This is a genomic window from Nitrosovibrio sp. Nv6 (assembly GCF_900110495.1).
Classification (GTDB): Bacteria; Pseudomonadota; Gammaproteobacteria; order Burkholderiales; family Nitrosomonadaceae; genus Nitrosospira.
Genome location: NZ_FODX01000001.1, coordinates 1,312,723 through 1,336,607 on the forward strand (window position 1 = coordinate 1,312,723; position 23,885 = coordinate 1,336,607).

At 53.2% G+C, this 23,885-nt stretch carries 18 protein-coding genes; 7 read left to right on the forward strand and 11 right to left on the reverse strand.

Annotated features, from left to right (window positions below; genetic code table 11):
- Positions 1-69 precede the first annotated feature (69 nt).
- From BMX66_RS06380 to BMX66_RS06405, 6 genes are all read right to left on the reverse strand, one after another.
- The gene (locus tag BMX66_RS06380) at positions 70-2,472 is read right to left on the reverse strand and encodes a sucrose synthase (RefSeq protein ID WP_090879416.1); all 2,403 of its coding nucleotides are present in this window, start codon (positions 2,470-2,472) and stop codon (positions 70-72) included.
- Positions 2,456-4,624, reverse strand: coding sequence for an HAD-IIB family hydrolase (locus BMX66_RS06385; protein WP_090879418.1), 2,169 nt, complete (start codon positions 4,622-4,624; stop codon positions 2,456-2,458). Before BMX66_RS06385 ends, BMX66_RS06380 begins: the two co-directional genes overlap by 17 nt.
- Complete coding sequence (locus BMX66_RS06390) at positions 4,621-5,532, reverse strand: carbohydrate kinase family protein (protein WP_090879420.1); 912 nt, start codon at positions 5,530-5,532, stop codon at positions 4,621-4,623. The genes BMX66_RS06385 and BMX66_RS06390 overlap by 4 nt, the downstream gene beginning before the upstream one ends.
- A 392-nt stretch (positions 5,533-5,924) precedes the next feature.
- Entirely contained in the window at positions 5,925-6,659 is a 735-nt protein-coding gene (ubiE, locus tag BMX66_RS06395; RefSeq protein WP_090879422.1) for a bifunctional demethylmenaquinone methyltransferase/2-methoxy-6-polyprenyl-1,4-benzoquinol methylase UbiE, read from the reverse strand.
- A gap of 193 nt (positions 6,660-6,852) precedes the next feature.
- Positions 6,853-7,278, reverse strand: coding sequence for a gamma-butyrobetaine hydroxylase family protein (locus BMX66_RS06400; protein WP_090879424.1), 426 nt, complete (start codon positions 7,276-7,278; stop codon positions 6,853-6,855).
- Between the two features lie 751 nt (positions 7,279-8,029).
- Positions 8,030-8,539 carry a DUF1269 domain-containing protein gene (locus BMX66_RS06405; protein WP_090879426.1) on the reverse strand — a complete coding sequence of 170 codons (510 nt, stop codon included), beginning with the start codon at positions 8,537-8,539 and terminating at the stop codon, positions 8,030-8,032.
- Between the two features lie 193 nt (positions 8,540-8,732).
- On the opposite strand from BMX66_RS06405, the gene BMX66_RS06410 reads away from it, so the two are divergent.
- From BMX66_RS06410 to BMX66_RS06430, 5 genes are all read left to right on the forward strand, one after another.
- A complete protein-coding gene (locus BMX66_RS06410; protein ID WP_369826965.1) occupies positions 8,733-9,851 on the forward strand; it encodes an S-(hydroxymethyl)glutathione dehydrogenase/class III alcohol dehydrogenase in 1,119 nt (372 codons plus the stop codon).
- Positions 9,852-9,904: 53 nt separating this feature from the next.
- Positions 9,905-10,792: an S-formylglutathione hydrolase gene (fghA, locus tag BMX66_RS06415; protein WP_177168749.1), complete on the forward strand. Its 888-nt coding sequence runs from the start codon at positions 9,905-9,907 to the stop codon at positions 10,790-10,792.
- Between the two features lie 222 nt (positions 10,793-11,014).
- A protein-coding gene (gene prfB, locus BMX66_RS06420) for a peptide chain release factor 2 (protein WP_121169248.1) occupies positions 11,015-12,119 on the forward strand; the annotation gives its coding sequence in 2 pieces (ribosomal slippage) (positions 11,015-11,095 and positions 11,097-12,119; 1,104 coding nt in all).
- A gap of 9 nt (positions 12,120-12,128) precedes the next feature.
- A complete protein-coding gene (gene lysS / locus BMX66_RS06425) occupies positions 12,129-13,661 on the forward strand; it encodes a lysine--tRNA ligase (RefSeq protein ID WP_369826966.1) in 1,533 nt (510 codons plus the stop codon).
- A gap of 153 nt (positions 13,662-13,814) precedes the next feature.
- Positions 13,815-14,024: a heavy-metal-associated domain-containing protein gene (locus tag BMX66_RS06430; protein ID WP_090879437.1), complete on the forward strand. Its 210-nt coding sequence runs from the start codon at positions 13,815-13,817 to the stop codon at positions 14,022-14,024.
- Positions 14,025-14,056: 32 nt separating this feature from the next.
- Here the strand turns inward: BMX66_RS06430 and hpnA are convergent, their stop codons facing one another.
- The 4 genes from hpnA to BMX66_RS06450 form a co-directional block, all read right to left on the reverse strand.
- Complete coding sequence (gene hpnA, locus BMX66_RS06435; RefSeq protein WP_255398828.1) at positions 14,057-15,064, reverse strand: hopanoid-associated sugar epimerase; 1,008 nt, start codon at positions 15,062-15,064, stop codon at positions 14,057-14,059.
- A 390-nt stretch (positions 15,065-15,454) separates the two neighbouring features.
- Positions 15,455-17,101, reverse strand: a complete 1,647-nt coding sequence (locus BMX66_RS06440; RefSeq protein WP_090879440.1) for a MutS-related protein — start codon at positions 17,099-17,101, stop codon at positions 15,455-15,457.
- Positions 17,102-17,610: 509 nt separating this feature from the next.
- Positions 17,611-18,966, reverse strand: coding sequence for a TolC family outer membrane protein (locus BMX66_RS06445; protein WP_177168732.1), 1,356 nt, complete (start codon positions 18,964-18,966; stop codon positions 17,611-17,613).
- A 133-nt stretch (positions 18,967-19,099) separates the two neighbouring features.
- A complete protein-coding gene (locus BMX66_RS06450; RefSeq protein WP_090879978.1) occupies positions 19,100-19,771 on the reverse strand; it encodes a protein-L-isoaspartate O-methyltransferase family protein in 672 nt (223 codons plus the stop codon).
- Positions 19,772-20,252: 481 nt separating this feature from the next.
- On the opposite strand from BMX66_RS06450, the gene thiC reads away from it, so the two are divergent.
- The gene (gene thiC, locus BMX66_RS06455) at positions 20,253-22,160 is read left to right on the forward strand and encodes a phosphomethylpyrimidine synthase ThiC (protein ID WP_090879981.1); all 1,908 of its coding nucleotides are present in this window, start codon (positions 20,253-20,255) and stop codon (positions 22,158-22,160) included.
- A 283-nt stretch (positions 22,161-22,443) separates the two neighbouring features.
- Positions 22,444-23,271, forward strand: a complete 828-nt coding sequence (locus tag BMX66_RS06460; protein ID WP_090879443.1) for an undecaprenyl-diphosphate phosphatase — start codon at positions 22,444-22,446, stop codon at positions 23,269-23,271.
- A gap of 28 nt (positions 23,272-23,299) precedes the next feature.
- Here the strand turns inward: BMX66_RS06460 and BMX66_RS06465 are convergent, their stop codons facing one another.
- Positions 23,300-23,752: a rhodanese-like domain-containing protein gene (locus tag BMX66_RS06465; protein ID WP_090879446.1), complete on the reverse strand. Its 453-nt coding sequence runs from the start codon at positions 23,750-23,752 to the stop codon at positions 23,300-23,302.
- Positions 23,753-23,885: the final 133 nt, after the last annotated feature.

Sequence of the window (23,885 nt, forward strand, 5' to 3'; positions counted from 1 at the left end):
AAAATTTGCCTGCACCTTCTTCAGAGGATATGGCGAAATCAGGAATGAACCTGAATATATTGAAGATCATTACTGATGGGGCAGCGCCTGTGCCATCGGACGGAATTGCAAATGGTAAAACATGTCGAGATAACGGGCGGTCTCTTCATGTTCCAGGTTACTGACAAATTTCCAGAAACCGTAAATACGCGACAGGGTCATCATTCGTTCCGCATAAAGACGCCATGTATAACGTGTTTCGACCCGTTTAAGAGCCATTTCCGAAATCTTGTCCCAGAAATCGGGATTATCGGCTGCGTGATCAAAAAAATCAGCCATGGCACTGGCGGCCGTCGCACCGTCGTTAGGGTCAAAATGATAACCTGATATCCCATGCTGAATGATCTCCCGCGGGCCGCCGTAGCATGTGGCGAATACCGGCAGACCGGAGGACATAGCTTCGATAATGGTGAGTCCGAATGCCTCAAATCGGGCTGGCTGTACGAAGATACCCCGCTTATCGGCCACGTGCCGGTATAGCTCACCAGCAAGATTTTTTTCCAGGCGGGTGCCGAGCCAGCGCATACGTCCTTCCAGCTTGTATTCGTTCATGATCGCATGCATATGCTCGATTTCGGCGCGTTCCTCGCCATCCGTCGACGTAGCGGGATCAACATGTCCGCCGATCACCAGTAGATTGGCAGCTTCCCATAGACGCGGGCATTGCGCGAACCATGCCGCGAGTGCAGTCAGGTTCTTGACCAGATCGAGACGCGCCATGGTAAAGATCAGCGGCTTGGCAGGATCATCGAAATGGCCACGCCACGGCACCCCGGGATCATTCTCATACAAAAGACGTTCAATGTCGGGTATCAGAGAGTGCAGTCGGCGCTCGCGGTCGAGATAGGGAAAATACACGTCGGCATCCGCCCCTGGCGAGACTATATTGAATTTTGGATCGAAAAGATCTATACCGTTCACTACCCGATATAAACCGGGCATCGTATAGTTCTGATAGATTTCGTATTGACCCACCGTATGGGCGGTACCGGCAATTTCCTGATAGGTGCTGGTTATAATGAAATCAGCGCTGTTCATCGCGATGAGATCAGCCGTGTACTGACAATTGAAATGGTACTGGGTTTCGCTCTCCCGCCAGTGCAAGGCGGAATGCAGATACTTGCTCTGCTCCAGTGCATGCGCGATGTTGCATTGCGTCACGCCAGTTCGTTTGGCAATCAATGAGGCAACCAGATTTCCATCCGAATAATTGCCGATTATCAAATCGGGGCGTCCGCTCAATTGCGCCAGCGCTTCGCGCTCCATGTCGTGCGCGAAGTTCTCCAGATACGGCCAGATCTCGAAACGAGAGACCCAGGAACGGACGATTTCGCCATTTTCTTTACGAAATGGCACGCGCACGATCCATGAATTCTGGGTTCCGTGAATCTTTTCCAGTGGCTGATTGCACAATGTATCCCCCGCCTCCGGGATCAGGCGCGTGCCGATCAGGATTTTTGGTTGTGCCGTTATCCCCTGCAGGACCAGGCGTTCGCTCATTTCCCGCTCCAACGCCCGCACCTGATCGAGAATATATACCACCTGACCGCCGGTGTCCGGCAGCCCCAATACATTATCCTGTCCGAAATATCCGTGAGGCGAGAGGATCAGCAACTTCGAGATCATCGGTATTCGCGCCAGAAAGTTCTCGAGAATTTGCGGTGAAGGCGCTTCGAGAAGATCCACCAGCAGACTCATGGTGTCGCTTACACGCGTAACGCAATCACCCCAGCCCGGCGCAAAACCCAATCCGCTCAGCGGCTCCGCAATTACGTTCCATGGTGTATCTTCGGGATATTTATCGAGCAGCCCAAGCGCACGGCGCAAGCCGGTACGCAATGCGGCAACGTCGGCAAAATTGCCGCTGAGCATCAAGTGGTTGCCGTCCATGGAATGCATGGTCAAGAAATGCAACAGCTTGGTTGTCCCCAGGCCAAGCTGGGTAAACAGTCCGCTCGAAAGCTGCTTGTTAAGAAAAATAACGCCTTGCCCGATCGATCGGATTTCCTTGAGTTTGGGAAAACCGCGGTTAAAAGGAGCAAAATCCAGTTCCAGTACAGGTTCATTCACCCCATCCGGGTTTACCAGAAGCTCTTTGAAAACAAGATAATCCGATACGCTCACCGGCTCTGGTACAAGCCGCTGCTGATGAATGGACATAAAATGCCAACTCCCGGCGCCTTCACGTACCGCCATATAGATCAGGGGAGGACGGCACACTGCTTCCTGCAGCATATCAATAATTTCATTCAGCGGCGTCCCGACAAGGGAGCCGGGGTGCTCCGCAGTCAGCTGCTCCGCATTCAGCGCATGAAAAGCCGCCCGCAAATCAGACCGCAGCAAAAGTGGACGTTCAAGTTCGAACCATCTGCGTATCATCGCGTACAAATCGCTGCGATGGTTCGCAGCCCAGGCGTCAAATTGGTGAATCATTCACGTTCTCCATTATGGAAGTGCCGAATTCGTAATGAGCCATGCCTTCAGCGATGCCATCCGCGTAGCTCGCACGAGCAAAGTATATCTGTTCATTTCCTCGCAGCATCGCGAGTTCGGGGCTATGATTGGCAACGATCACGCCAAGCGTGTCGCCGATCAGCATCTCCTGATCGTTGCCGGAATCACCTGCGACCAGAAAAGCACGCAACGGCAATCCCCACTTGTAGGCGAGATAACGTATTGCTCGTCCCTTGGAGGCGCGCAGGGGCAAAATGTCGAGATATGACTGGCGCGAATAGATCAAATGCGCAGACAGTTTTTTTTCGCGCAATAAAGCGCGTATTCTTGAGATCGGGGGCAGTTTTTCCGGATCCACATTATAGCTGAGCTTGAATTCGCGCTGGTTCTCCTCCGCTTGCAAAGTGAGGCCGGGCACCTCACGCAGCGCGTCTTGAATCGCATCGCGGCGCCAAAGATATTTGATAAAATTTTGCCACCCTATATCCGGACGAAGTTCACGACCATAATTGATCTCGCTGCCCACCGAGGTAATAAGTACATCAGGTAAGGGCACGCTCCACTCCTTCAGTATTTTCAATGCGCTTTCCAGCGTCCGGCCGGTAGCGACGCCAAAGCCCAGGTTTGGGGGCGTTGCCCGCAAAATAGCAAGGAAACGGCGCAATGCGGCACGATCACCCAGCAGGGTATTGTCTATGTCAGTGATAAGCATATGAGATATCAACGGCAGCGGATGGCGCTGCGGCCTTTGATATATGGCCATGGTCCGGCGGATCTGTTTGCGCTCGTGATGCAGCAAACGAAGCAAAACGTGCAGATACTTCTTGACGTGCGCATCCCAGGTATAGTGATTTTTAACTCCCGTAATTCCATTGCGCGCCCATTGCCGCCAACGGCCGGGATCAGCTAACGCGTATTCAATCGCCTCGGCAATGGCGTGTGCATCCAGGGGATCCACCAGCACTCCGTTTTTGCAGTTCGCCACGATATCGCGCGGCCCTCCATCTTCGGTAGCAACGACAGGAAGCCCGCTCGCAGCGGCCTCGATCAAGGTAAGGCCAAACGGCTCGGTAAGCGCCGGATTGACAAAGATTCCGCGACGCTGAGCCGCAAGCCGATAGAATCCGGCGATATTGGCTGGCTTATGGTGCTTGGGCAGCGCCACTTTGCCCCATAGATCGTAATGGTCAATATCGAGCAATAGATTGGTCATCACTTCCGTCTGGGCGGCTTCCAGCTTGCGGATGTCCTCGCGGTTGCCGGCTATGATGGCCAAGTTGGCTTTCTCATGCAATTCAGGCGAACTGCCGAATGCGGCAACCAGCGCGCTGAGATTCTTCCGCATTTCCGGACGGCAAATTGCGAGCACCAGCGGCTTGCGCGGATGTACCAGAAAGCGGTCGATAAGGCTTGCGGCCTCCGGATCAGGGGGCGTCTGCCGACCTGGGGGGGCAAAGCGCGATATATCGGTCCCGGGCGGAATCACGACGGCGCGCTCCGGCTGATAGCTGGTATATAAACCATACTGCTCGGCACTTTCCTGAGGTGTGCTGGTGATGATCAGACTGGCGTGCTGCAGTATGGCTTCCTCGGTAGCTATTCGCCGGTAGAAACTGAATTGGCGCTCCAATGCCTGCGGTTTGCGGCCTTGTGCCAGCAGCCGCTGCTGCTTGCTGCGTCCAAGCGAGTGACCGGTGTGGATCTGCGGGATACCCAGGAGTTGGGAAAGCTGCATTCCTACATACCCTGCATCCGCGTAGTGGCTGTGAATGACATCAGGTAAACGCTTCTGCTCGCGTAGAAAAAGCAGCGCGCGATCCACCAACTGATCCAGATAGGGCCAGAGGCTTTCTTTGCGGAGATAACGACGAGGCCCGCAATGCAGGCGAATAATCCGCGCATTGTCGCCGAGCGCCTCTTCAGGGCGGCCATAGTCAGGTGACACGGTGGAATCTTCAATGCGGCGGGTCAGCAGATCCACCTTGCCGACCTGCCGTTGACGAGCCAGGGCCCGTGTCAGTTCCACCACATATAACACCTGGCCGCCGGTGTCCGCATCGCATCCCAGTTCCAGGTCGTTTCCCCGGATCAGCCCATGCAGGCTTAGCATCAGAACATACAATTCCTTCATCTCAGTACATGCCATTCGTCAATGAACGGCCTGTAGAAGTCATTGTGTTCCGGAATGGCGCCCTGTATCCCGCAGATCGCTCCGGCAAAACCATGTGCCCTCTCCAAGGTGAGCGGTATGGCCCAGCCGTTTAGCAGACCAAGCATGAAAACAGCAGAGAATGCGTCGCCGGCGCCAACCGTGTCACGGATATCGGATACAGGATGGGATGCCATCGCTGTCTGTTGCGCCGCATCGTCCAGCCACCACGCGCCTGCGGCACCGCAAGTTACGAGTATGCCACGTAGTTGATATCGCTGGATCAACGCTTCCGCCTGAGCCTCGGGAGATGTTTCCTCCAGCTCAAGTAATTGAGTTATCCGGTCAAGCTCACTGTCATTGGTTTTAACGATATCCGCGTGCTGCAGCGACCAGTGCAGACGCTCGGTATATACCCAGGGATCGCGCAAATTGACGTCGAAGAAACGAAGACCGGCAGCTGCACGCAACATGTGACGCAGGGCCCGATGTGAACCGGCACGCTGCGCCAGTGTTCCGAAATAGACCAATTCCGGAGTCGTGGCAAGTGCTGTCATTCGGGATAACCGCGGATGGATATGGTCATAGGCTTGGTCGGGAACAATCTCGAATCGGTGACCTTCCGAGGTAAAGCTGACCTCTACGACACCGGTAGGATAAATGGAATCGAGCTGAACACCGTGTGTGCTCAGCCCCGAGCTTTCCAGGGTCTGCAGCAGGCGCGCGCCTGCTGCATCCTGTCCTATTCGGGAAACCAGGACAGGTGCGCAACCGAAAGCCCCTAGATGCCGTGCGACATTGAGTGGCGCACCGCCCAGCACCTCCCTGTCGGGAAACCGATCTATCAGAATTTCGCCAAATACGAGTACTACGTGGCGAATATCAGCCATTGTTTGATCCTTGGTTCGGATTGATACCTGATTCAATCCGATTTCGACTTGATTTCGGTAACGAACGAAACTGATATGGCCTTTCTTTTTGCAGGCAGCTTCTCAAATTTCAAAGATCACGGCCACTGCTCATCTCGGGCTGGTTAAAACTCTTTCCTGATGCAGCCGTATCCGGATCTGCTTATGGTTGAGCCCTATACGCTACCTGATCGATGCCATAAGGACAACCTCATGACAAATTGAATAGGCTCTCCAGCTTTCCACTTCCTGTTTTGGAGAAACACCTCTTTCCGCCGCGATTCGAGAACTGGGACGGGGACCCGCAAATCTTAACAACTACCGGGTATCTTTCTGTACGCTAACAGACATACAGAGCCGGAAAACCGGATATCCTAGAATTTGTAACCTCGGTGCAGTGCAACTACGTTGGCCGCCAGGTTGAAATACTCTACCCGCTCGAATCCGGCTTTCTGCATCAATTGCTTCAATTCTTCCTGAGACGGATGCATACGAATGGATTCGGCCAGATAGCGGTAGCTGTCCCGATCCTTGGCGATGATTCCCCCCATGGCCGGGAGAACCTTGAACGAGTAGAAATCGTAGAAGCGCCGCAGCGGTTTCCATACCTTGGAGAACTCAAGCACGATAACACATCCGCCCGGACGCAGCACACGCAGCATCTCTTTCAGCGCCATGTCCTTGCGGGTCATGTTTCGGAGACCAAAAGCAACACTCACACAATCGAAATAATCGTCTGGAAACGGAAGTTTTTCTGCGTCGCACTGCGCTACCGACACAGCCGCCCCTTCATCCAGTAGCCGGTCGCGGCCAATTGTGAGCATGGAGCTGTTTATGTCGGTAAGCCAGACCTCGCCATTGCTACCCACCTGCTCAAGGAACAATGAGCTCAAGTCCGCAGTACCGCCCGCAATATCAAGTACCCGGCTGCCCTTCCTGGCTCCGCTTGTTTCCACGGCAAACCGCTTCCACAATCTATGCATGCCCGCCGACATAATGTCGTTCATCAGGTTGTAGCGTTCCGCCACCGAATCGAACACGCCTGCTACCTTGCGGGCTTTCTCTGTTTCGGCAACCGTATTAAAGCCGAAATCCGTAGTTTTCGTCATGAATGTTCAGTTTCTTGTATAGAAAGGTTATGTATATATATTATAGAAAGGCCACAGGCCTGCGGAACCGCTGAAAAAGCCCTCGACAAAGCGCGGTTGTAAAACTGAGATGATCACCGGTACGGTCGAAGGCTATATCTTTGGCTATCATTGCCTGAGGAGTACAACACATCGAGCAGCGAGCTTATGCGGCTTACCCGGAGGTTTCCTTTCCCGGATTCCGATTCAGTGCCGGCGAACCGCCAATCGGTTCCCGTCTGGCTCCCGCCTCTTCCATTCGGCTCAGATATCGTTCCCACATCTCATCCTGATGCAAGCCATAGTCGTACAGCAAGTCCCACGAGTAAAGCCCGGTATTATGACCATCCGAGAAATTCAGCTGAATCGCATAATTGCCCACGGGTTCGATATGATTGATCTTCACCTCTTTTTTGCCGGTTTGCAGCACTTCCTGTCCCGGGCTATGGCCGCGCACTTCCGCTGAAGGTGAATAGACACGTAAAAATTCGCAGGAGAACTGAAACGTTTTACCGTCGGCAAAGGAAACCTCCAGCCATCCGGACTTGCGATGCAGTTTTATTTCAGTGGGAATGGGGGTACCTTTACTTAATCCTGCCATCGTGTCGTTTCCTCGGCTCCCTCGGTTTAGGACCGTGCATGATAAACCAGCATGAGCAAAACTAAAACCTTGATACCGAAATCCAGGCATTCCATCTACATTACGAACTCATCGATCATCGCTACGAACTCATCGATCGCTCCGCCTCTTCGTGAGCTGATACTTATCGGCGGGGAGCGTACGCATAGGTGTCCAAGGGGATAAGGGCTCACGATTATTCATAGGGAGTCCCCGCCTGTTGCCCGATACAAACTGAAGCCCGGGCGGTGGAGGCCCTGCATGACAGCGTCCGTCTTGACGATGGCAGTGTGTTGGCCGCGAACTTCGTTCTCCGGGTCACGCAAGCCTCACCCGCCGGCGTGGGTTGCCAGGAGCGGCTTCAACACTACGCACTACGCCTGAAGGCTTCGTAGAGTCAAATCCGCTCTGCAGGCAATAAATTATACGTGGATTTTGGGGCGGGAGATGTAGCGGACATTGAAGGTCAAAAGCTGTCCAAGTCCAGTGTGTTTGCGGTACACATGGCAAAACCACCTGGAGAGAAACCTGCGCGTATATCTATCGGGCCGTCTGCTCGAGGATTAAAACCCCGGCTTCAGCCTCATCAGCAACTGCAGATAGACGTGCCATTGCTTGATATAGCTGCCTGACAGGACGTTCGGCGCTTTACTGATACTGGAAAAGCTACATCGACTGCCGCTTCATGCTGCAATTCCAATGTCTGTCTACGCCATTTCCTTCGTGGCGATGACTAAGGAAACGCGGGGATGATCGGTTCAGTTCCTTCAATCTCCACTGTAGGCAAGTGTTCTTTTATACGTGCCTCAATCTCATCAACCCGGCCTTTTGGCACATCGGCCAGAACCAGAAGTTGACCAGCTTCAATTGCTTCTTCAAATTTCTTGATCCTTGAATTGGCCGTACTCACGCCTATCAGGCTGCCGGCCCATGCTCCTACTCCCGCCCCCGCGAGAGTGCTTCCCAGCAGAATACCGCCCGCAATCACCGTTGAGGCAGGGGGAAGCGCAATGGCGACCAGTCCCGCAAGTGCCCCAGCCGTTCCACCCAGTGCAAGTCCACGTTCCACTGCAGGAATAAAGTCACTCTTCTGAAGCAGATTTGCTTCCGGCAAATCCTCAAGCTCGGTGCCGCGCTTTGCGATCACATGAATATGCCGTTCCACGATTCGCGCAAGAAGCAGTTCGTCGACGATACGCTTAGTAGTGGCAATATCGGGAACTAAAAAGTAAATTCGTCGCATCATGATCTCCTAAAAGTTATTAGTGACGGCAGAGATTCAAACCAGCCTGATTTCATAATAGGACGGCCTAACTGAAAAAGCAAACCGTTGCTGTATATGGTTCAAAGGCTGATCGGATTTGTAAATTGTCGGATTCCTGCGCATACTACGGATACTGATAAAAGAAAAAAGAGGGAGTGCGAATCCTATGGAAATGATCAAAACACGTGCCGCTGTCGCCTGGAGTTCCGGCCAGCCGTTAAGTATTGAAGAAGTTGATTTGCTGCCTCCACGGAAAGGCGAAGTGCTGGTGCGCATGGTGGCCACCGGCGTATGTCATACAGATGCATTCACACTGTCAGGAAAAGATCCCGAGGGTAAATTCCCTGCCATTCTTGGCCATGAGGGGGGAGGCGTGGTCGAGGCGCTAGGCGAAGGAGTCACCAGTGTCGAGGTGGGCGATCACGTGATTCCGCTCTACACCCCCGAGTGCGGCGAGTGCAGGTTCTGCAAATCCGGTAAAACCAACTTGTGCCAGGCGATTCGCGCCACACAGGGACAGGGGCTGATGCCTGACGGCACCACGCGTTTTTTCAAGGATGGAAAACCCATTTATCATTACATGGGCACCTCGACCTTTTCCGAATATACGGTGATACCGGAAATTTCGCTGGCCAGAATCAGTAAGGAAGCGCCGCTGGAAAAGGTCTGCCTGCTCGGTTGCGGCGTGACGACAGGCCTGGGGGCCGTTGCCAACACGGCGAAAGTGAAAGCAGGCGATACGGTGGCGGTCTTTGGCCTGGGCGGCATTGGGCTGGCTGTGATTATTGGCGCGGCGATGGCCGGGGCCGGCCGCATTATTGCAATCGACGTCAATCCCGAAAAATTTGGAATCGCGCAGCAACTGGGCGCCACTGATGTCGTGAATCCCAAGGATTATGACAAACCGATTCAGGACGTGATTATTGAACTGACGGGCGGAGGTGTCGATTTTTCTTTCGAGTGCATCGGCAATGTCAAAGTCATGCGCTCTGCCCTGGAATGCTGCCACAAGGGTTGGGGCGAGTCCGTGATAATCGGTGTAGCGGGCGCGGGCGAAGAAATATGCACCCGCCCCTTCCAGCTGGTGACAGGCCGCGTCTGGCGCGGCTCGGCATTTGGCGGTGTAAAGGGCCGTACTGAACTGCCTGGCTATGTTCAACGCTATCTCGACGGAGAATTCGAACTCGACACTTTCATCACTCACACCATGGGGCTGGAGGATATCAATGAAGCATTCGATCTGATGCATGAGGGTAAATCCATACGCACAGTTATTCATTTCAATAAATGAATTTCCAGCACATAGCCAAGGTTTAAAAATTGAGGACTCTGGACATGCCGGAATTGCAGCTTCTCTCCTCGCATCGATCATTCGACGGGTCACAAAAGCGTTACAGCCATAGTTCAACATCGCTGAATTGCGAAATGAACTTTTCCATTTTCCTGCCGCCCGACGCGCTGCAAGCGTCCCAGGCGCCGCGGGCGGCACTTCCCCAAGCGAGCAATGGTGGAAAAGTGCCGGCGGTCTACTGGCTGTCGGGACTCACCTGTACCGACGAGAACTTCAGCGTCAAAGCCGGCGCCCAGCGAGTTGCCGCGGCGCTCGGCATTGCGCTTGTCATACCGGATACCAGCCCGCGCGGAGAAGGCGTTGCCAGAGCACCCGACGCCGCATATGACCTGGGGTTGGGCGCCGGTTTTTACGTGAACGCCACCCAGGAACCCTGGAGCCGGCATTACCGTATGTACGACTATGTTGTTGATGAACTACCTTCCCTGATCGAACGATGTTTTCCAGTTAACGATCGGCGGTCGATCTGCGGACATTCCATGGGCGGCCACGGCGCGTTGATGATCGCATTGCGTAACCCGGCGCGCTATCGGTCAGTATCCGCTTTTGCACCGATCGTTAACCCGATAACCAGTCCATGGGGAAAAAAAGCGTTCAGTCACTACCTTGGCAATGACGTAAAGAGTTGGTGGGGCTATGACACGACGTTGCTCCTTGAGGCCGCGCACGCATCGGATCATCTGCCCATGTTGATTGACCAGGGTGATGCGGATGAATTCCTGGCTGAGCAACTCAAAATCGAACGCTTTATTGCCGCGTGTAAAGCAGCTAACTACCCTGCACAGATCAATATTCGTGAAGGTTATGACCATAGCTATTTTTTTATCAGTACATTTATCGAAAACCATTTGCGTTTTCACGCTAAAGCATTGATTGATTGATGAGCTATTAATGGATAACTCATGGTTTAGCGATAATTCGGACCGGGAACGTGCAGGACCCTATCCGGACCCCGCCAACTCCTCCAACAATCGCTCCCATTCTCCATTTGTTTCCTGATCATGCCATTGGCTTCTCTCGTCCCTTAAGCCCCTCAAGCCGCGCGGTAAATGCGCATCCGGCTTCCTGTATAATTCTTTTTTTTGTCATCCTGAAAGGCTTCTATGGAATCGGAACAGCTTAACGCCCTCCTCTACCAACTGGATGATCTCGATGATCGGGCAGCAGCGTTGCGGAGGTTTCTTTGACTTCGATAACAAACAGACACGGCTGAGCGAACTCAATCGGATGACGGAGGATCCAGCCATCTGGGCCGACAACAAACGCGCGCAGGAATTGGGCCGCGAAAAAAAAATGCTGGAAAGCGTCGTCTTGAACCTTCAAACCGTCGGGCGGCAGTTGCATGATGCCCGGGATCTGTTTCAGATGGCGAAAGAAGAGAATGACGATGCCACCCTGCTGAGCATTGAGCGGGACATCGCTCAGCTGGAAAAAATAGTGGGGGACATGGAGTTCCGCCGCATGTTTTCCAATCCCATGGACGCCAATAATTGCTTCGTGGACATTCAAGCCGGTTCCGGCGGCACGGAAGCACAGGACTGGGCGGCGATGCTCGAACGCATGTATCTGCGCTATTGCGAGCGCCGCGACTACAACGTGGAGGTGATGGAAGAGTCACCCGGTGAGGTAGCGGGTATCAAGAGCGCAAGTCTTAAAATTTCGGGCGAGTACGCCTACGGCTATCTCCGCACCGAGACGGGCGTACACCGGCTGGTTCGGAAATCGCCATTCGACTCCGGCAATCGCCGCCACACCTCCTTTGCCAGCGTGTTTGTTTATCCGGAAGTGGATGAGACGATCGAAATAGAAATCAACCCGGCTGACCTGCGGATCGACACGTTCCGTGCGTCCGGTGCGGGCGGTCAGCACATCAACAAAACGGACTCGGCCATTCGGATCACCCATAACCCTACGGGTATCGTGGTGCAGTGCCAGAGCGGGCGTTCGCAGCACCGCAATCGCGCGGACGCAATGGCAATGCTGAAATCGCGGCTGTACGAGGCGGAATTGCGCAAGCGCCATGACGAAAAGCAAGCGATAGAAGACAGCAAGACCGATATCGGTTGGGGGCATCAGATCCGGTCCTATGTGCTGGATCAGTCGCGCATCAAGGATTTGCGCACGGGTATGGAAAGTGGCAACACACAGGCAATACTGGACGGCGGGCTGGATGATTTCATCGAGGCCAGTTTGAAACAAGGCATATAAGGAGAGTCGATAGTGACGGAAGATGCTTTAGAGAAAAGCCTGGATGAAACGCTCGATCGGCTTCACGCAGAGATCAAACTCGTCGAAGATCGCCGTTCCAAGCTGGATGTACTGCGTAAAGCGGGTAATGCCTTTCCCAATGACTTTCGCCGCGAAGATTTTTCATCGGATCTTCACCAGCAATATGGGGAGCATTCCAATGAAATGCTGGAAGCAGAGCCGAGGGTTGTAAACGTGGCCGGACGCATGATGCTGAAGCGCGTGATGGGCAAAGCAAGCTTTGCCACGATTCAGGATATGAGTGGGCGCATCCAGCTTTACATCGCCAACGACACGGCCGGTACAGAGGTTCACGATGCATTCAAGCACTATGATCTAGGGGATATATTGGGTGCCGGTGGCACGCTATTCAGAACCAGGACCGGCGAACTGTCGGTACGCGTCACGAATTTGCGTTTGCTCACAAAATCACTGCGCCCGCTACCGGAGAAGTTCCATGGCCTGACTGACCAGGAGCAGAAATACCGCCAGCGTTATCTGGACCTCATCACTAACGAAAATAGCCGCAAAGTATTTATTACACGATCCAGAATCATCCAATCCATTCGCGAATTTCTGGTCGGGCGCGGCTATCTGGAAGTAGAGACGCCAATGATGCATCCGATTCCCGGCGGCGCCGCGGCACGGCCTTTCGTCACTCACCACAATGCGCTGGATATGCAGTTGTATCTGCGCATCGCGCCGGAGCTCTACTTGAAGCGCCTGATGATTGGCGGTATGGAAAGAGTGTTCGAAATCAATCGCAGTTTCAGGAATGAAGGAATTTCCACTCGCCACAATCCCGAATTCACCATGCTGGAATTTTACGAAGCCTACCAGGATTACACTTATTTAATGGATCTCACCGAAACCATGCTGCGGGAATTAGCGGTAAAGGTTTTAGGCACGACCAGAGTGAGCTACCAGGGACGCGAAATCGATCTTGCACAACCATTCGCGCGGCTCACCATTACTCAAGCAATTCAGAAATTTCACCCGGAATATACCGGTACGCAACTTGGCGATCGATCATTCCTGATCAACACGCTGCACGCGCTTGGAATTACTTGCAAACCGGAAGATGGAATCGGTGGATTGCAGCTTGCGTTGTTTGATGAAACCACGGAGCACTTGCTATTTGAGCCTGTTTTCATCGTCGATTACCCTGCCGAGGTTTCGCCCCTTGCAAGGCGCAACGACATCAACCCTGCGGTAACCGACCGGTTTGAGCTTTACATTGCCGGACGCGAAATCGCTAACGGATTTTCTGAATTGAACGACCCGGAGGATCAGGCGGCGCGCTTCCTCGAACAAGCCAATGCCAAGGAAGCAGGGGATGTTGAGGCCATGCACTACGACGCCGACTTTATCCACGCTCTTGAATACGGCCTGCCCCCCGCTGCCGGTGAAGGTATCGGTATAGACCGACTGGTGATGCTATTTACGGATAGCCCCAGCATTCGTGATGTGATTCTGTTTCCACAACTTAGGCAGGAAAATTAGACACCCCGAACACGTCGCTGCGCCAGTGCAGTAATGCCCATGAGTTCGCTGTTCGGTATGAGGGGCGCCGCCGATTTGGTATTATTATTGAAGCGCGGGGAGGCGGAGGCGGGTTTAATCAAGCGTTATCGGTACTGAAAGGAGCATAAGCAAATGCAAACTGAAACCATTAAAGTTAAAGGCATGACCTGCATGGGTTGTGTCAACAGTGTAAAAAATGTCCTGGAGAAAATCCCCGGCGTAAGCAGTGCAGACGTTTCCCTGGAGCAAGGCCAGGTCACGGTTCAGTACGATGCTGCCATGGGCGGGACAACTCAGTTGAAGGAGGCTATCGAGGATGCCGGTTTCGAGGTCGTCAAATAGCAAAAAACCATTACGTTGAAAGACCGGTTTCCTCAGCGAATGGAGTTTTGGCCGCAATAACCGTTGGCTTGAAACCAGATCATCGCGTCTTCAAGCGCTTCCGCCGCTGGCCGGTATCGGTAACCCAGTTCGCGTACGGCCTTGTCACTGGAGTAGAACATTATTTTCTTTGCCATGCATACGGTATCCACCGTTGCACGCGGCTCAACATGCGTGACCATTGCCATTTTTTCCATTATCCACGCAGCCGGCAACACCAGTTTGACGGGAAGATTAAATCGCTTTGTCCGCTTGCCGCTTATCTCGTCGATCATTTGCAATATTTGTAATAAAGTCATGTTTTCGCCGCCCAGAATATAACGCTCTCCCGGTTTTCCATGCGCGTAAGCCAGAAGATGTCCATATGCAATGTCATCCGCATGAGCAATATTCAAGCCCGTATTAACATAGGCAGGCATTCGGCCGCATAAGGTATCAACCACTATACGTCCTGTCGGCGTGGGCTTGATATCACGGGGTCCTATCGGGGTAGAAGGGTTCACTATGACCAGAGGCAGCTTATGTTCGTTGGTCATCTGCTGAACGACTTGTTCCGCCATGAATTTTGACCGCTTGTAGTGACCTGTCATGGATAAGAGGTTCGAAGGCGTATCTTCGTTGGCAAGGTTACCGTTCTGGCTCGTTCCCAGCGTTGCCACGCTGCTGGTATAGACCATCCGTTTCATTCCAGCTTCGGCCGCAGCGAGTATCAGCGCCTGGGTTCCCTTTACGTTGATGTCATACATGGTTTCCGGATTCGGCACCCAGAGACGATAATCCGCGGCAACATGAAATAAACTGTCACAACCGGCGACCGCACGTTTCAAAGACGGGGCGGAACGCAAATCGCCCTCCGAAATTTCAACAGGTAGATTTTCGAGGTTTCTCCGGTCACTTCCTGGCCTGACCAGGCACCGCACCTCGTGACCTGCACTAAGTAAGCAGCGTGCTACCGCCGAGCCTACAAATCCGTTTGCACCCGTAACCAATGATTTCATCATGCCTCCTTATCCAGCTCTCAAATTCCTTTAAGGAATCTGAAGCCGCGATTGAACTCGCATTGTTGTGGTGCTCCACAGCTTTTACATTTATTCGATTTTAGACGTGGCGATTGAGGGTAATTCAAGCAACAACATCAGGATAGTATGGAACAAAATCGAAGGGTGCCGAGGTTACCCATGTCTATGGCCCTGAACGGCGACCAAATACCATGACCCTTGCTTAGCAGCCTGTCGGACTTAAAGAAAATCGGCTGCAAAAGCGTCTGGCTGGTCCATATTTCGCCGCTTTTTCGGCCAATAGAATAACTATTGGCCTTCAAAATCCTCAAAATCTGTCCTCACCCAGTCACTTTTTCGCTTCGATTCTTCAAGTCCCACAGGCTGCTAGTCTCAAGTACGACGTGTGGCAAGATGCTTCTCCACGTCCTCCTTGCTGAAACCCAGGGCGGCGGCTACGCGGTCGGCATGGCTCACCCGCGATACACCCGGGATCAGACGATAAGTCGGGCCCTGAGGCAGAAACTCGCCCTGCAGGTAACGGCCGATTCCCTTGCTCTGCAGGCGCTCGCATAGCTCGTGGTTGTGGGTAACAAGCAATGTACTTGCTCCAAGTTCGTAAAAACCTGCCAATACATACTCCGAAAGCTCCATTTTCTCTTCAAAGGTCGTGCCTTCCGACAGCTCGTCCAGCACGACGAGACTCCGGGGCGTGGAAGAGAAGAAAATCTCGCGCGTGCGTTTCAGTTCATGGCCAAAACGTCCTATGCCCTCATCCAGATGTCCGGGGTCCGGGACCTGGTAAAAAATATGCTCCGCAAGCACCAGGCGGGCATCAGCAGCGGGAATGTAGCAACCGATCTGCCCCAGTAACTGAAGCTGGACCACTGTTTTACAGTACGCGGTCTTGCCGCCGCTATTCGGTCCCGTGATGACCAGCAGTCGCCCCGCGTCGTCGAGTAAAATATCGTTCGGCACGTAGTTGGGATTCGCTCTGCCAAGCAGCGGATTTCTTGCTTCGGTAACAACAAGGGAGTGCCGTTCGCTTTCGAGTATCTCGGGCAACGCCATCTTGCCGCCAAAAACCTGCGAATAGCGATGGAATGACAAAATCTCGTCGATCATGCCAAACGTTTCCAGCAAGCGTGCGAGTTCAGGGCTGTGCTTGAACAGCTTTCGTAACGGATAGATGACGGAATCACGATCGGAGCCGGCAATGGCTATCAGGACGACCGGTAGAATCGGTACCGCCAGCACGAGTACTCCATACCCCAGGTAGCCGATTCCAAAAGCGGCCAATACATTCTGAAAAAAATAAAGAGCGGCGCCGATCGCACCCAGGGCGCCAAACATCGGAACAGGTTTGACCATTGAGGGCCTGAAGCGTGGAATGGGAAAATAGCGCGGCTTTTCTTCCCGTGTCTTGAACTTTCCTTCCACCGGATAGACCGGCCCCCGTATCAGCGAGTAGATACGAGAGTTCCCGAAGTCACGAATCGCATTGAACAAGTCCTGGAGATACGAGCTCTGCGGCTGTGGCAACGTTTGCACCGCCTCGACCAGATCGATCACGAATCCGGTACCATCGATAAATTGGTGATACCCATAACCGCTGAACTCCATTTCATCTTTACCGCCTCTGGAATTGCCAACGGCCAAACCACCGGTGAAGGTGCCATAGAGTAACTCATAAAGGGATTTCTCCCCCTGCACCATCTCCCCGATAAAACGCTTCAGCGCTTCCCGTAAACCGGGATTTGATTCCAACTCCCGTAAAGCCTCCTGCTTTTTTCGCGTCACTCCGGCATCCGTACCGGGCCGCGCCAGTGAGCGGTAAAGCACCGATTGTCCGGCATGAGTGACGGCATGATTGATCGAATCGAATAATTGGTCTGTTTCAATCGCATCGAAAGTCTTGACGTCCAATACGCCTTTGTCGGTTTCCGTCGGCCGGGTGTCCCGGACGCCCGAAGGTCGATCTCCACTCGAAAGGATGGGCGGCCGATTCCGGTATGAATCAGATAAGGCCGGCTGGTTCATGGTTGGCTTCATAGCTGCCACGCTGCGTGTATTCGATTTGAAAGTAAAGTGGCGCAGCGACGTGTGAGTGTTGAAGACCGCGCTTGCGCTCGTTCCCGCATTGTCTCGACGGCAATGCTCCGCTCAAAGCACGTATCCGTATCACTGCGGAATTTAAGTTTAGATTACCAGTATTCCAATAGCGAGCTTATCCGATAGCCTCGGCATTGCAACTATTCTCAAACTGGTAAGGCCTTCCCGGGGAATAAGTTGATTCCGGTTGCGAAGTTTAACTGTCCATGCAGCCGGGTCTATCCCAAGCTTGCGAAACGGCCGAAATCGCGCGAAGCTTGCAACTTCGCCCATGGAAAATCTAACACTCAACTGATTGTGCGTCAACGCAGTAGGGAGAGTCAGTTTGAAATCTCTTTTGGAGATCCACGTATCGGAGATTGCTCAAGCTACCCGATATTTATGACCACACTCCCCGCCGGATCAATCGATGGCCGCAGCAATCCGATTAGAAGAAGTTATTGCAACAATACCGCATTTATCTCCCGCAAATCTTCCTCATCCAGTTCTCCAGCCTCGGCCTCCAATCTCAATCTCGACATGAGAAAATTGTAACGCGCCTGTGCAAGGTCCCGTCGCGCGGAATAAAACAGATGCTGGGCATTCAATACATCCACCTCGGTCCTGACACCCACTTCCTGTCCAAGCTTGGTGGAATCTACCTGGCTCTGACTCGATACGAGAGCCTGCTTCAGCGCGTTCACCTGGGCAATGCCGTTGGTGACGTTAAGGTACTGCTGGCTCACTTGAAGCACACTGTTGCGCCGGGTATTGTTCAGGTCCTGGAGTACTTTTTCCTGGGTAGCCAGCGCTTCGCGTACACGCGATTGCACTGCAAAGCCCTGGAATAGCGGGAAGCTGAGCTGAACTCCTATTTCCTTTGAAGTCAGGTCGATCGGGCGACCGGTAATCGTGCCGCCGACGCCTTTCTGGTCGCTATATATTGCTACCAGATCGAGGGTTGGATAATGCCCTGCCTTGGCTCGTTCCACGTCTTTTTTTGCGATTTCATATACCGCCTGCTGGACTTTCAACGCAAGGTTGTTCTGTTCGGCTACATTGACCCAATCCTGCATGTTCGTATACTTCAAGGTAAGCAGATCGGATGTAAATTCGTCTGGACGTACGAGATCGTCGGGCATGCGGCCGATAATCTGTTGCAGGGTGCGTTTTCGTATCTCCAGGTCGTTTTTGGCGGCAATTTCCTGCGACGTCGTTAAATCGAAGCGAGCCTGGGCCTCATAAGTATCGACGACAGTCGCTGTACCTACCTGAAAGTTGCGCTTCGCCTGCTCCAACTGCTCTCCAATCGCCTTTTTCTGCGCCTCCGCCACCTCTACATTCACTTGGGCGGCCAGTATGTCAAAATATGCCTGCGCCACACGCAGTATCAGATCCTGAGCCGCAATGATGAATTGCGAATCCGCCTGCGCAACCTGAAGTTTGGATTGCTCATAAATAGCGAAATTTTCCTTGCGGTAAATCGGTTGTGTTGCCGTGATAGTCAGGCTCTGGTTATCAATGACCACTTCAGACGGCCTGACCGCGATACCTCCGAGTGGGAGTCCTCCGACTCGTTCTATATCTATATATTGTCTCCGGCGCACGCCCGCGAGTGTGACAGTGGGGAGCAACCCGGCTCGACCCTGCGGCAGTTTTTCCTGCGCTGCCTGGTTCGCGTAGCGCGCGGCGCTATACGCTGCGTCCTGTTCCAGCGCTTCGCGATAAATTTCCATCAGGTCAGCTGCATGAAGCGGAGTATGCAAAGCCGCTCCGGCAATCAATATCGCGTAAATGTATTGCGGAATTTTCACTTTGATTCCAGATTGCCTTACTCAGTCGGACGAGAGATTATTGCCGATTTGAACCTGGCCTAAGCAATGACGCAATAAACCAGCGCAATAGACCGGCCGGATTTGCTTGTAATTCGTGGATTGATCCGGAAGACTAAAATGTGAATCTCGTCGGCTGCTCTGCGTTTTTGAGCGGCGTTATGCATGTCTCGAACAAGCCGACGGCGTTATATGCCCCTGCTCCGTCTTCTTCTTCCGGTTTCACGCAAGTGACGAGCATGGCCTGCATCACCGGCACATCGCCAACCACTGCGAACAGGCGTCCACCCGCTTTGAGTGTATTCTGAAACGCCTCCGGTAAAACCGGGGTGGATCCCGTCAGCACGATTACGTCATAGGGTCCGTGCCGGGGCCAGCCGCGCGCCGCATCTCCAGTTTCCAGCGTTACATTGGCGATGTCATGAGCATAAAGGTTTTTTTCCGCCATGGCTTTCAGTTCCGGCACTATTTCTACGCTGTAAACATGCTCGCCCGTCCTGGCGAGCAATGCCGTCAGATAACCGCTGCCGCTGCCCACCTCCAGAATCCTGTCGGTTTTTTTTACCTGCACTTCCTGCAGAATGCGCGCTTCCAGCTTGGGGGCCAGCATCACCTCACCGTATCCCAGCGGGATTTCCATATCTACAAATGCAAGCGAACGGTAAGCCGCAGGGACAAATTCCTCACGCCGCACCTCGAATAATAATTTGAGAATTTCCTGGTCCAGCACTTCCCATGTACGAATTTGCTGCTCCACCATGTTAAACCGGCTTTGTTCGAGATCCATGTCCAGCCTATGCCCTATATGAAATGTCATAACAAACTTGCAATTATTCCACATTTCCGTTAGCTTCACAGCAGCAGCTAGGGGTCCGTTTCCGGAATCGTCCGGCAACCGGTGAGATAGTCCCTTATGGAACCTCTGAATAAGTCCCACGTGGAGCGCGTTGCGGCAAAATCGGGATGCTCACAAGGCGCACGACGCAGGTCGTAGTTAGCCTACGATGCCAAGGAGCGCAACGCGGTGAGCGCCCGATTTTGCCACAACCCAATGGGACGTCGGCTTTGCGGGCGGTCTGCGTTGTCAGGCTCCTAGCGAAGGGGATCGCCATTCACGTCGTCGCCTTTCGCTCATCCCATCCCGTAAAGCCGGCGTCGCGCCCGCGTGAGACTTATTCAGAGGTTCCTCTACCTGACACGGATAATGCCGCCGTAGGGAAGCTGGGAACTAGCCGTCCCGCTCCTTTATGGCACTCAAGGAGCGTATTATGAATGCAACAGTTTCGAACGCGGCGCAATTTCCGTCGCCATTTTCGAGTAAGACCGCCCATGTTGACGAAGGGGCGGTCAAGCCTCTGCCACAATCACGAAAAGTCTATGTAAACGGCTCCCGCGCGGATATACAGGTGCCAATGCGGGAAATCAGCCAATCCGATACACCGGCCAGCATGGGTACGGAAAAAAATCCGCCGCTTTATGTTTATGACACGTCCGGGCCGTATACCGACCCTGAAACAAAAATAGATATCCGTTCGGGCTTGGCTCCGTTGCGCGAAAAATGGATAGATGAGCGGGGGGACACAGAAATTCTTTCCGCCCCTGCTTCCGCCTATGGCCGACAACGTCTGGCCGATCCCAGGCTCGCGGAAATGCGCTTCGATCTGAAACGCCAACCCCGTTGCGGTAGAGCAGGGGCAAACGTGACGCAAATGCACTATGCCCGCCGCGGGATTATCACGCCGGAAATGGAATTTGTAGCGATACGCGAAAACCAGCGTTGCGAACACCTGGTTCATCAGCAGCGGGAATTACTCATGCGCCAGCATCCGGGCCATGATTTCGGCGCATCGCTGCCCCAGCATATCACGCCCGAATTTGTACGCGATGAGGTGGCGCGGGGACGCGCCATCATTCCGGTCAACGTCAACCATCCCGAATCCGAACCGATGATCATCGGGCGCAATTTCCTGGTGAAGATCAATGCGAACATCGGTAATTCGGCACTCGGTTCGAGCATCCAAGAAGAAGTCGAGAAGATGACCTGGGCCATCCGATGGGGCGGTGATACGGTCATGGATCTTTCGACCGGCAAGAATATTCACGAAACACGGGAGTGGATAATCCGAAATAGTCCGGTTCCCATTGGCACGGTGCCTATTTATCAGGCGCTGGAAAAAGTCGATGGCAAGGCGGAAGATTTGACGTGGGAAATCTTTCGCGACACCCTCATTGAGCAGGCCGAGCAGGGTGTCGATTACTTCACCATCCATGCAGGTGTGCGCCTCGCCTATGTTCCGATGACGGCAAAACGATTGACCGGCATTGTTTCACGCGGCGGTTCGATCATGGCGAAGTGGTGTCTGGCGCATCACAAGGAGAGTTTTCTGTACACCCGCTTCGAGGAAATCTGCGAAATCATGAAGGCTTACGACGTAAGCTTTTCTCTGGGCGACGGTTTGCGTCCAGGTTCGATACACGACGCCAACGATGAAGCCCAGTTCGCAGAACTGGAAACCCTCGGCGAATTGACGCAGGTCGCGTGGAAGCACGACGTGCAGGTGATGATAGAGGGCCCCGGCCATGTTCCCATGCATCTCATCAAGGAGAACATGGATATGCAGTTGAAATACTGTGCCGAAGCCCCTTTTTATACATTGGGCCCGCTCACGACCGACATCGCGCCTGGCTACGATCATATTACATCCGCAATCGGCGCGGCGATGATCGGCTGGTACGGCACAGCGATGCTATGTTATGTTACGCCCAAGGAACACCTTGGCCTGCCGGATAAGGATGATGTAAAAGACGGTATTATTACCTATAAAATTGCCGCCCACGCGGCAGACCTGGCAAAGGGCCATCCAGGCGCCCAAATGCGCGATAACGCGCTTTCAAAAGCCCGCTTCGAGTTTCGATGGGATGACCAATTCAATCTTGGGCTTGATCCCGACAAGGCAAAACAGTTTCACGACGAAACCTTGCCGCAGGAGGGCGCCAAGCTCGCGCACTTCTGCTCCATGTGCGGCCCCCATTTCTGCTCGATGAAAATAACCCGGGATGTGCGCGATTTCGCCGCTAGCCAAGGCGTGAGTGAACACGAGGCCTTGAAAAAAGGCATGGAAGACAAAGCTAACGAATTTGTGGCTAAAGGAGCGGAGATTTATAGCAAGCTGTAATTGCAATCCCCCACAGTAGTCGCGCCAAATCGCGAGAACCGGTGGGAACAAATCATCGGAAACGATTGCTGTTGCCAGCGAGAAGATCCCTACAACCTGCCGTTTATAAGTATCTTGAGCCTAAAGCGCAGTTCAGTGCGATAATGTCCGAAAAAATAAGCAGCCGGTTAATCGCGGCCTGCGTTTCGCCACTGGGAAAAGTCCATTGCCTGGTACTACCTTCACTTCTCCCCGTTCATGCATGCTTATCCGCCGCCAAATGCCTTCTGCCGGATAATCGCCTATGGATTGGTTTCTGCTCTTTAAGGCCCTGATCCTCGGCATTGTCGAAGGACTGACCGAATTTCTCCCGATTTCCTCTACCGGCCATCTGATCCTGGCAAGTGACTTGCTCGACTTCAATGACGAAAAGGGAAAAGTATTCGCAATCGTCATTCAGTTGGGCGCAATTCTGGCCGTATGCTGGGAATATCGCGTCAAGATCGGACATGTAATCGGTGATATCGGTTCGCGGCAGGATGCGAACCGCTTTGTGTTAAACCTATTCATTGCTTTTCTACCCGCCGCGATTCTGGGTTTATTGTTCATCAAGACCATCAAGCAATATCTGTTTCATCCGGTGCCTGTAGCAATGGCATTTATCATCGGCGGGGTATTGATTCTGTGGGCGGAGCGCAGAAATCATGTGGTGGATGTCGAGCGAGTGGAAGATATGGACTGGAGACATGCGCTGAAGGTGGGATTGATGCAGTGCCTGGCGCTGATACCTGGAACCTCACGCTCGGGTGCTACCATTATTGGTGGCCTATTTTTTGGTTTATCCCGTAAGGCCGCCACCGAGTTTTCTTTTTTTCTGGCCATCCCTATTATGTTCGCGGCCACCTTCTACGATATATACAAAAATCACAACATCCTCCATTTCGATGATATTGGCGTATTCGTTGTCGGCTTTGTCGCCTCGTTCATCAGCGCGCTATTGGCGGTACGCGGATTATTGCGTTTTATCAGTCACCATGATTTCACCGTGTTTGCATGGTATCGCATCGGATTCGGGATTATTGTGCTTATCACAGCCTACTCCGGCGTCGTCAAATGGTCGGCGGCAGTCTAATCCGCGCTTCTCATTCTGCCCTCCCAGATCATCCCTGGACCCATGGCAAGCCTGCCGCCTTCCATCCGCCTTTCGTGCCGCGGTGCCCGGTTGCATCTTTCTCGCCTTCAAAACCTTCGAGAATATTAAAGCAGTTCGCATAACCCAATTCGGTGGCGGTAGCGGCAGCCTGATGCGAACGTCCGCCACTGCGGCAGATGAACATCACAAGCGATTCCTTGTCCACCTGGCTGGAGAGATAGTTGAGAAAATCCGCGTTGGGCCGCATGCCAGGATAGGACTGCCATTCGATTTCGACCGCGCCCGGTATTCTGCCAACCCAATCCCATTCAGCCCGGGAGCGTACATCCACCAATTTCGCGTCGGGCGCTTCCTGCAGCAGAGTAAGCGCTTCAGCTGGCAGCAGTGCGCCTTCATAGGGTAAATCCATTTCCCTGGCGCGTTGCTGCGCCCTTTCGAGTATTGCAGTAATGGTTTCCATATGGTTTCCCATAATATCGAATTGAAAAAGCAATGGTAATCCATTTTCAAGCTGGTGTTTGCTTAAAACTTTTGTCCCTTGTATGCAAGACCTCTCTCTGAATGCTTCGCGGTATTTTCTTCTTGAAGAAATG

Excerpts from the sequence above, each read along its gene's own strand:
- thiC (WP_090879981.1), top strand. The coding sequence starts at position 20,253 with ATGAATGCAACAGTTTCGAACGCGGCGCAATTTCCGTCGCCATTTTCG.
- BMX66_RS06410 (WP_369826965.1), top strand. The coding sequence starts at position 8,733 with ATGATCAAAACACGTGCCGCTGTCGCCTGGAGTTCCGGCCAGCCGTTA.
- BMX66_RS06465 (WP_090879446.1), bottom strand. The coding sequence starts at position 23,752 with ATGGAAACCATTACTGCAATACTCGAAAGGGCGCAGCAACGCGCCAGG.
- BMX66_RS06440 (WP_090879440.1), bottom strand. The coding sequence starts at position 17,101 with ATGAACCAGCCGGCCTTATCTGATTCATACCGGAATCGGCCGCCCATC.
- hpnA (WP_255398828.1), bottom strand. The coding sequence starts at position 15,064 with ATGATGAAATCATTGGTTACGGGTGCAAACGGATTTGTAGGCTCGGCG.
- BMX66_RS06430 (WP_090879437.1), top strand. The coding sequence starts at position 13,815 with ATGCAAACTGAAACCATTAAAGTTAAAGGCATGACCTGCATGGGTTGT.
- BMX66_RS06450 (WP_090879978.1), bottom strand. The coding sequence starts at position 19,771 with ATGGATCTCGAACAAAGCCGGTTTAACATGGTGGAGCAGCAAATTCGT.
- BMX66_RS06390 (WP_090879420.1), bottom strand. The coding sequence starts at position 5,532 with ATGGCTGATATTCGCCACGTAGTACTCGTATTTGGCGAAATTCTGATA.
- BMX66_RS06400 (WP_090879424.1), bottom strand. The coding sequence starts at position 7,278 with ATGGCAGGATTAAGTAAAGGTACCCCCATTCCCACTGAAATAAAACTG.
- BMX66_RS06405 (WP_090879426.1), bottom strand. The coding sequence starts at position 8,539 with ATGCGACGAATTTACTTTTTAGTTCCCGATATTGCCACTACTAAGCGT.
- ubiE (WP_090879422.1), bottom strand. The coding sequence starts at position 6,659 with ATGACGAAAACTACGGATTTCGGCTTTAATACGGTTGCCGAAACAGAG.
- BMX66_RS06380 (WP_090879416.1), bottom strand. The coding sequence starts at position 2,472 with ATGATTCACCAATTTGACGCCTGGGCTGCGAACCATCGCAGCGATTTG.
- BMX66_RS06385 (WP_090879418.1), bottom strand. The coding sequence starts at position 4,624 with ATGAAGGAATTGTATGTTCTGATGCTAAGCCTGCATGGGCTGATCCGG.
- BMX66_RS06460 (WP_090879443.1), top strand. The coding sequence starts at position 22,444 with ATGGATTGGTTTCTGCTCTTTAAGGCCCTGATCCTCGGCATTGTCGAA.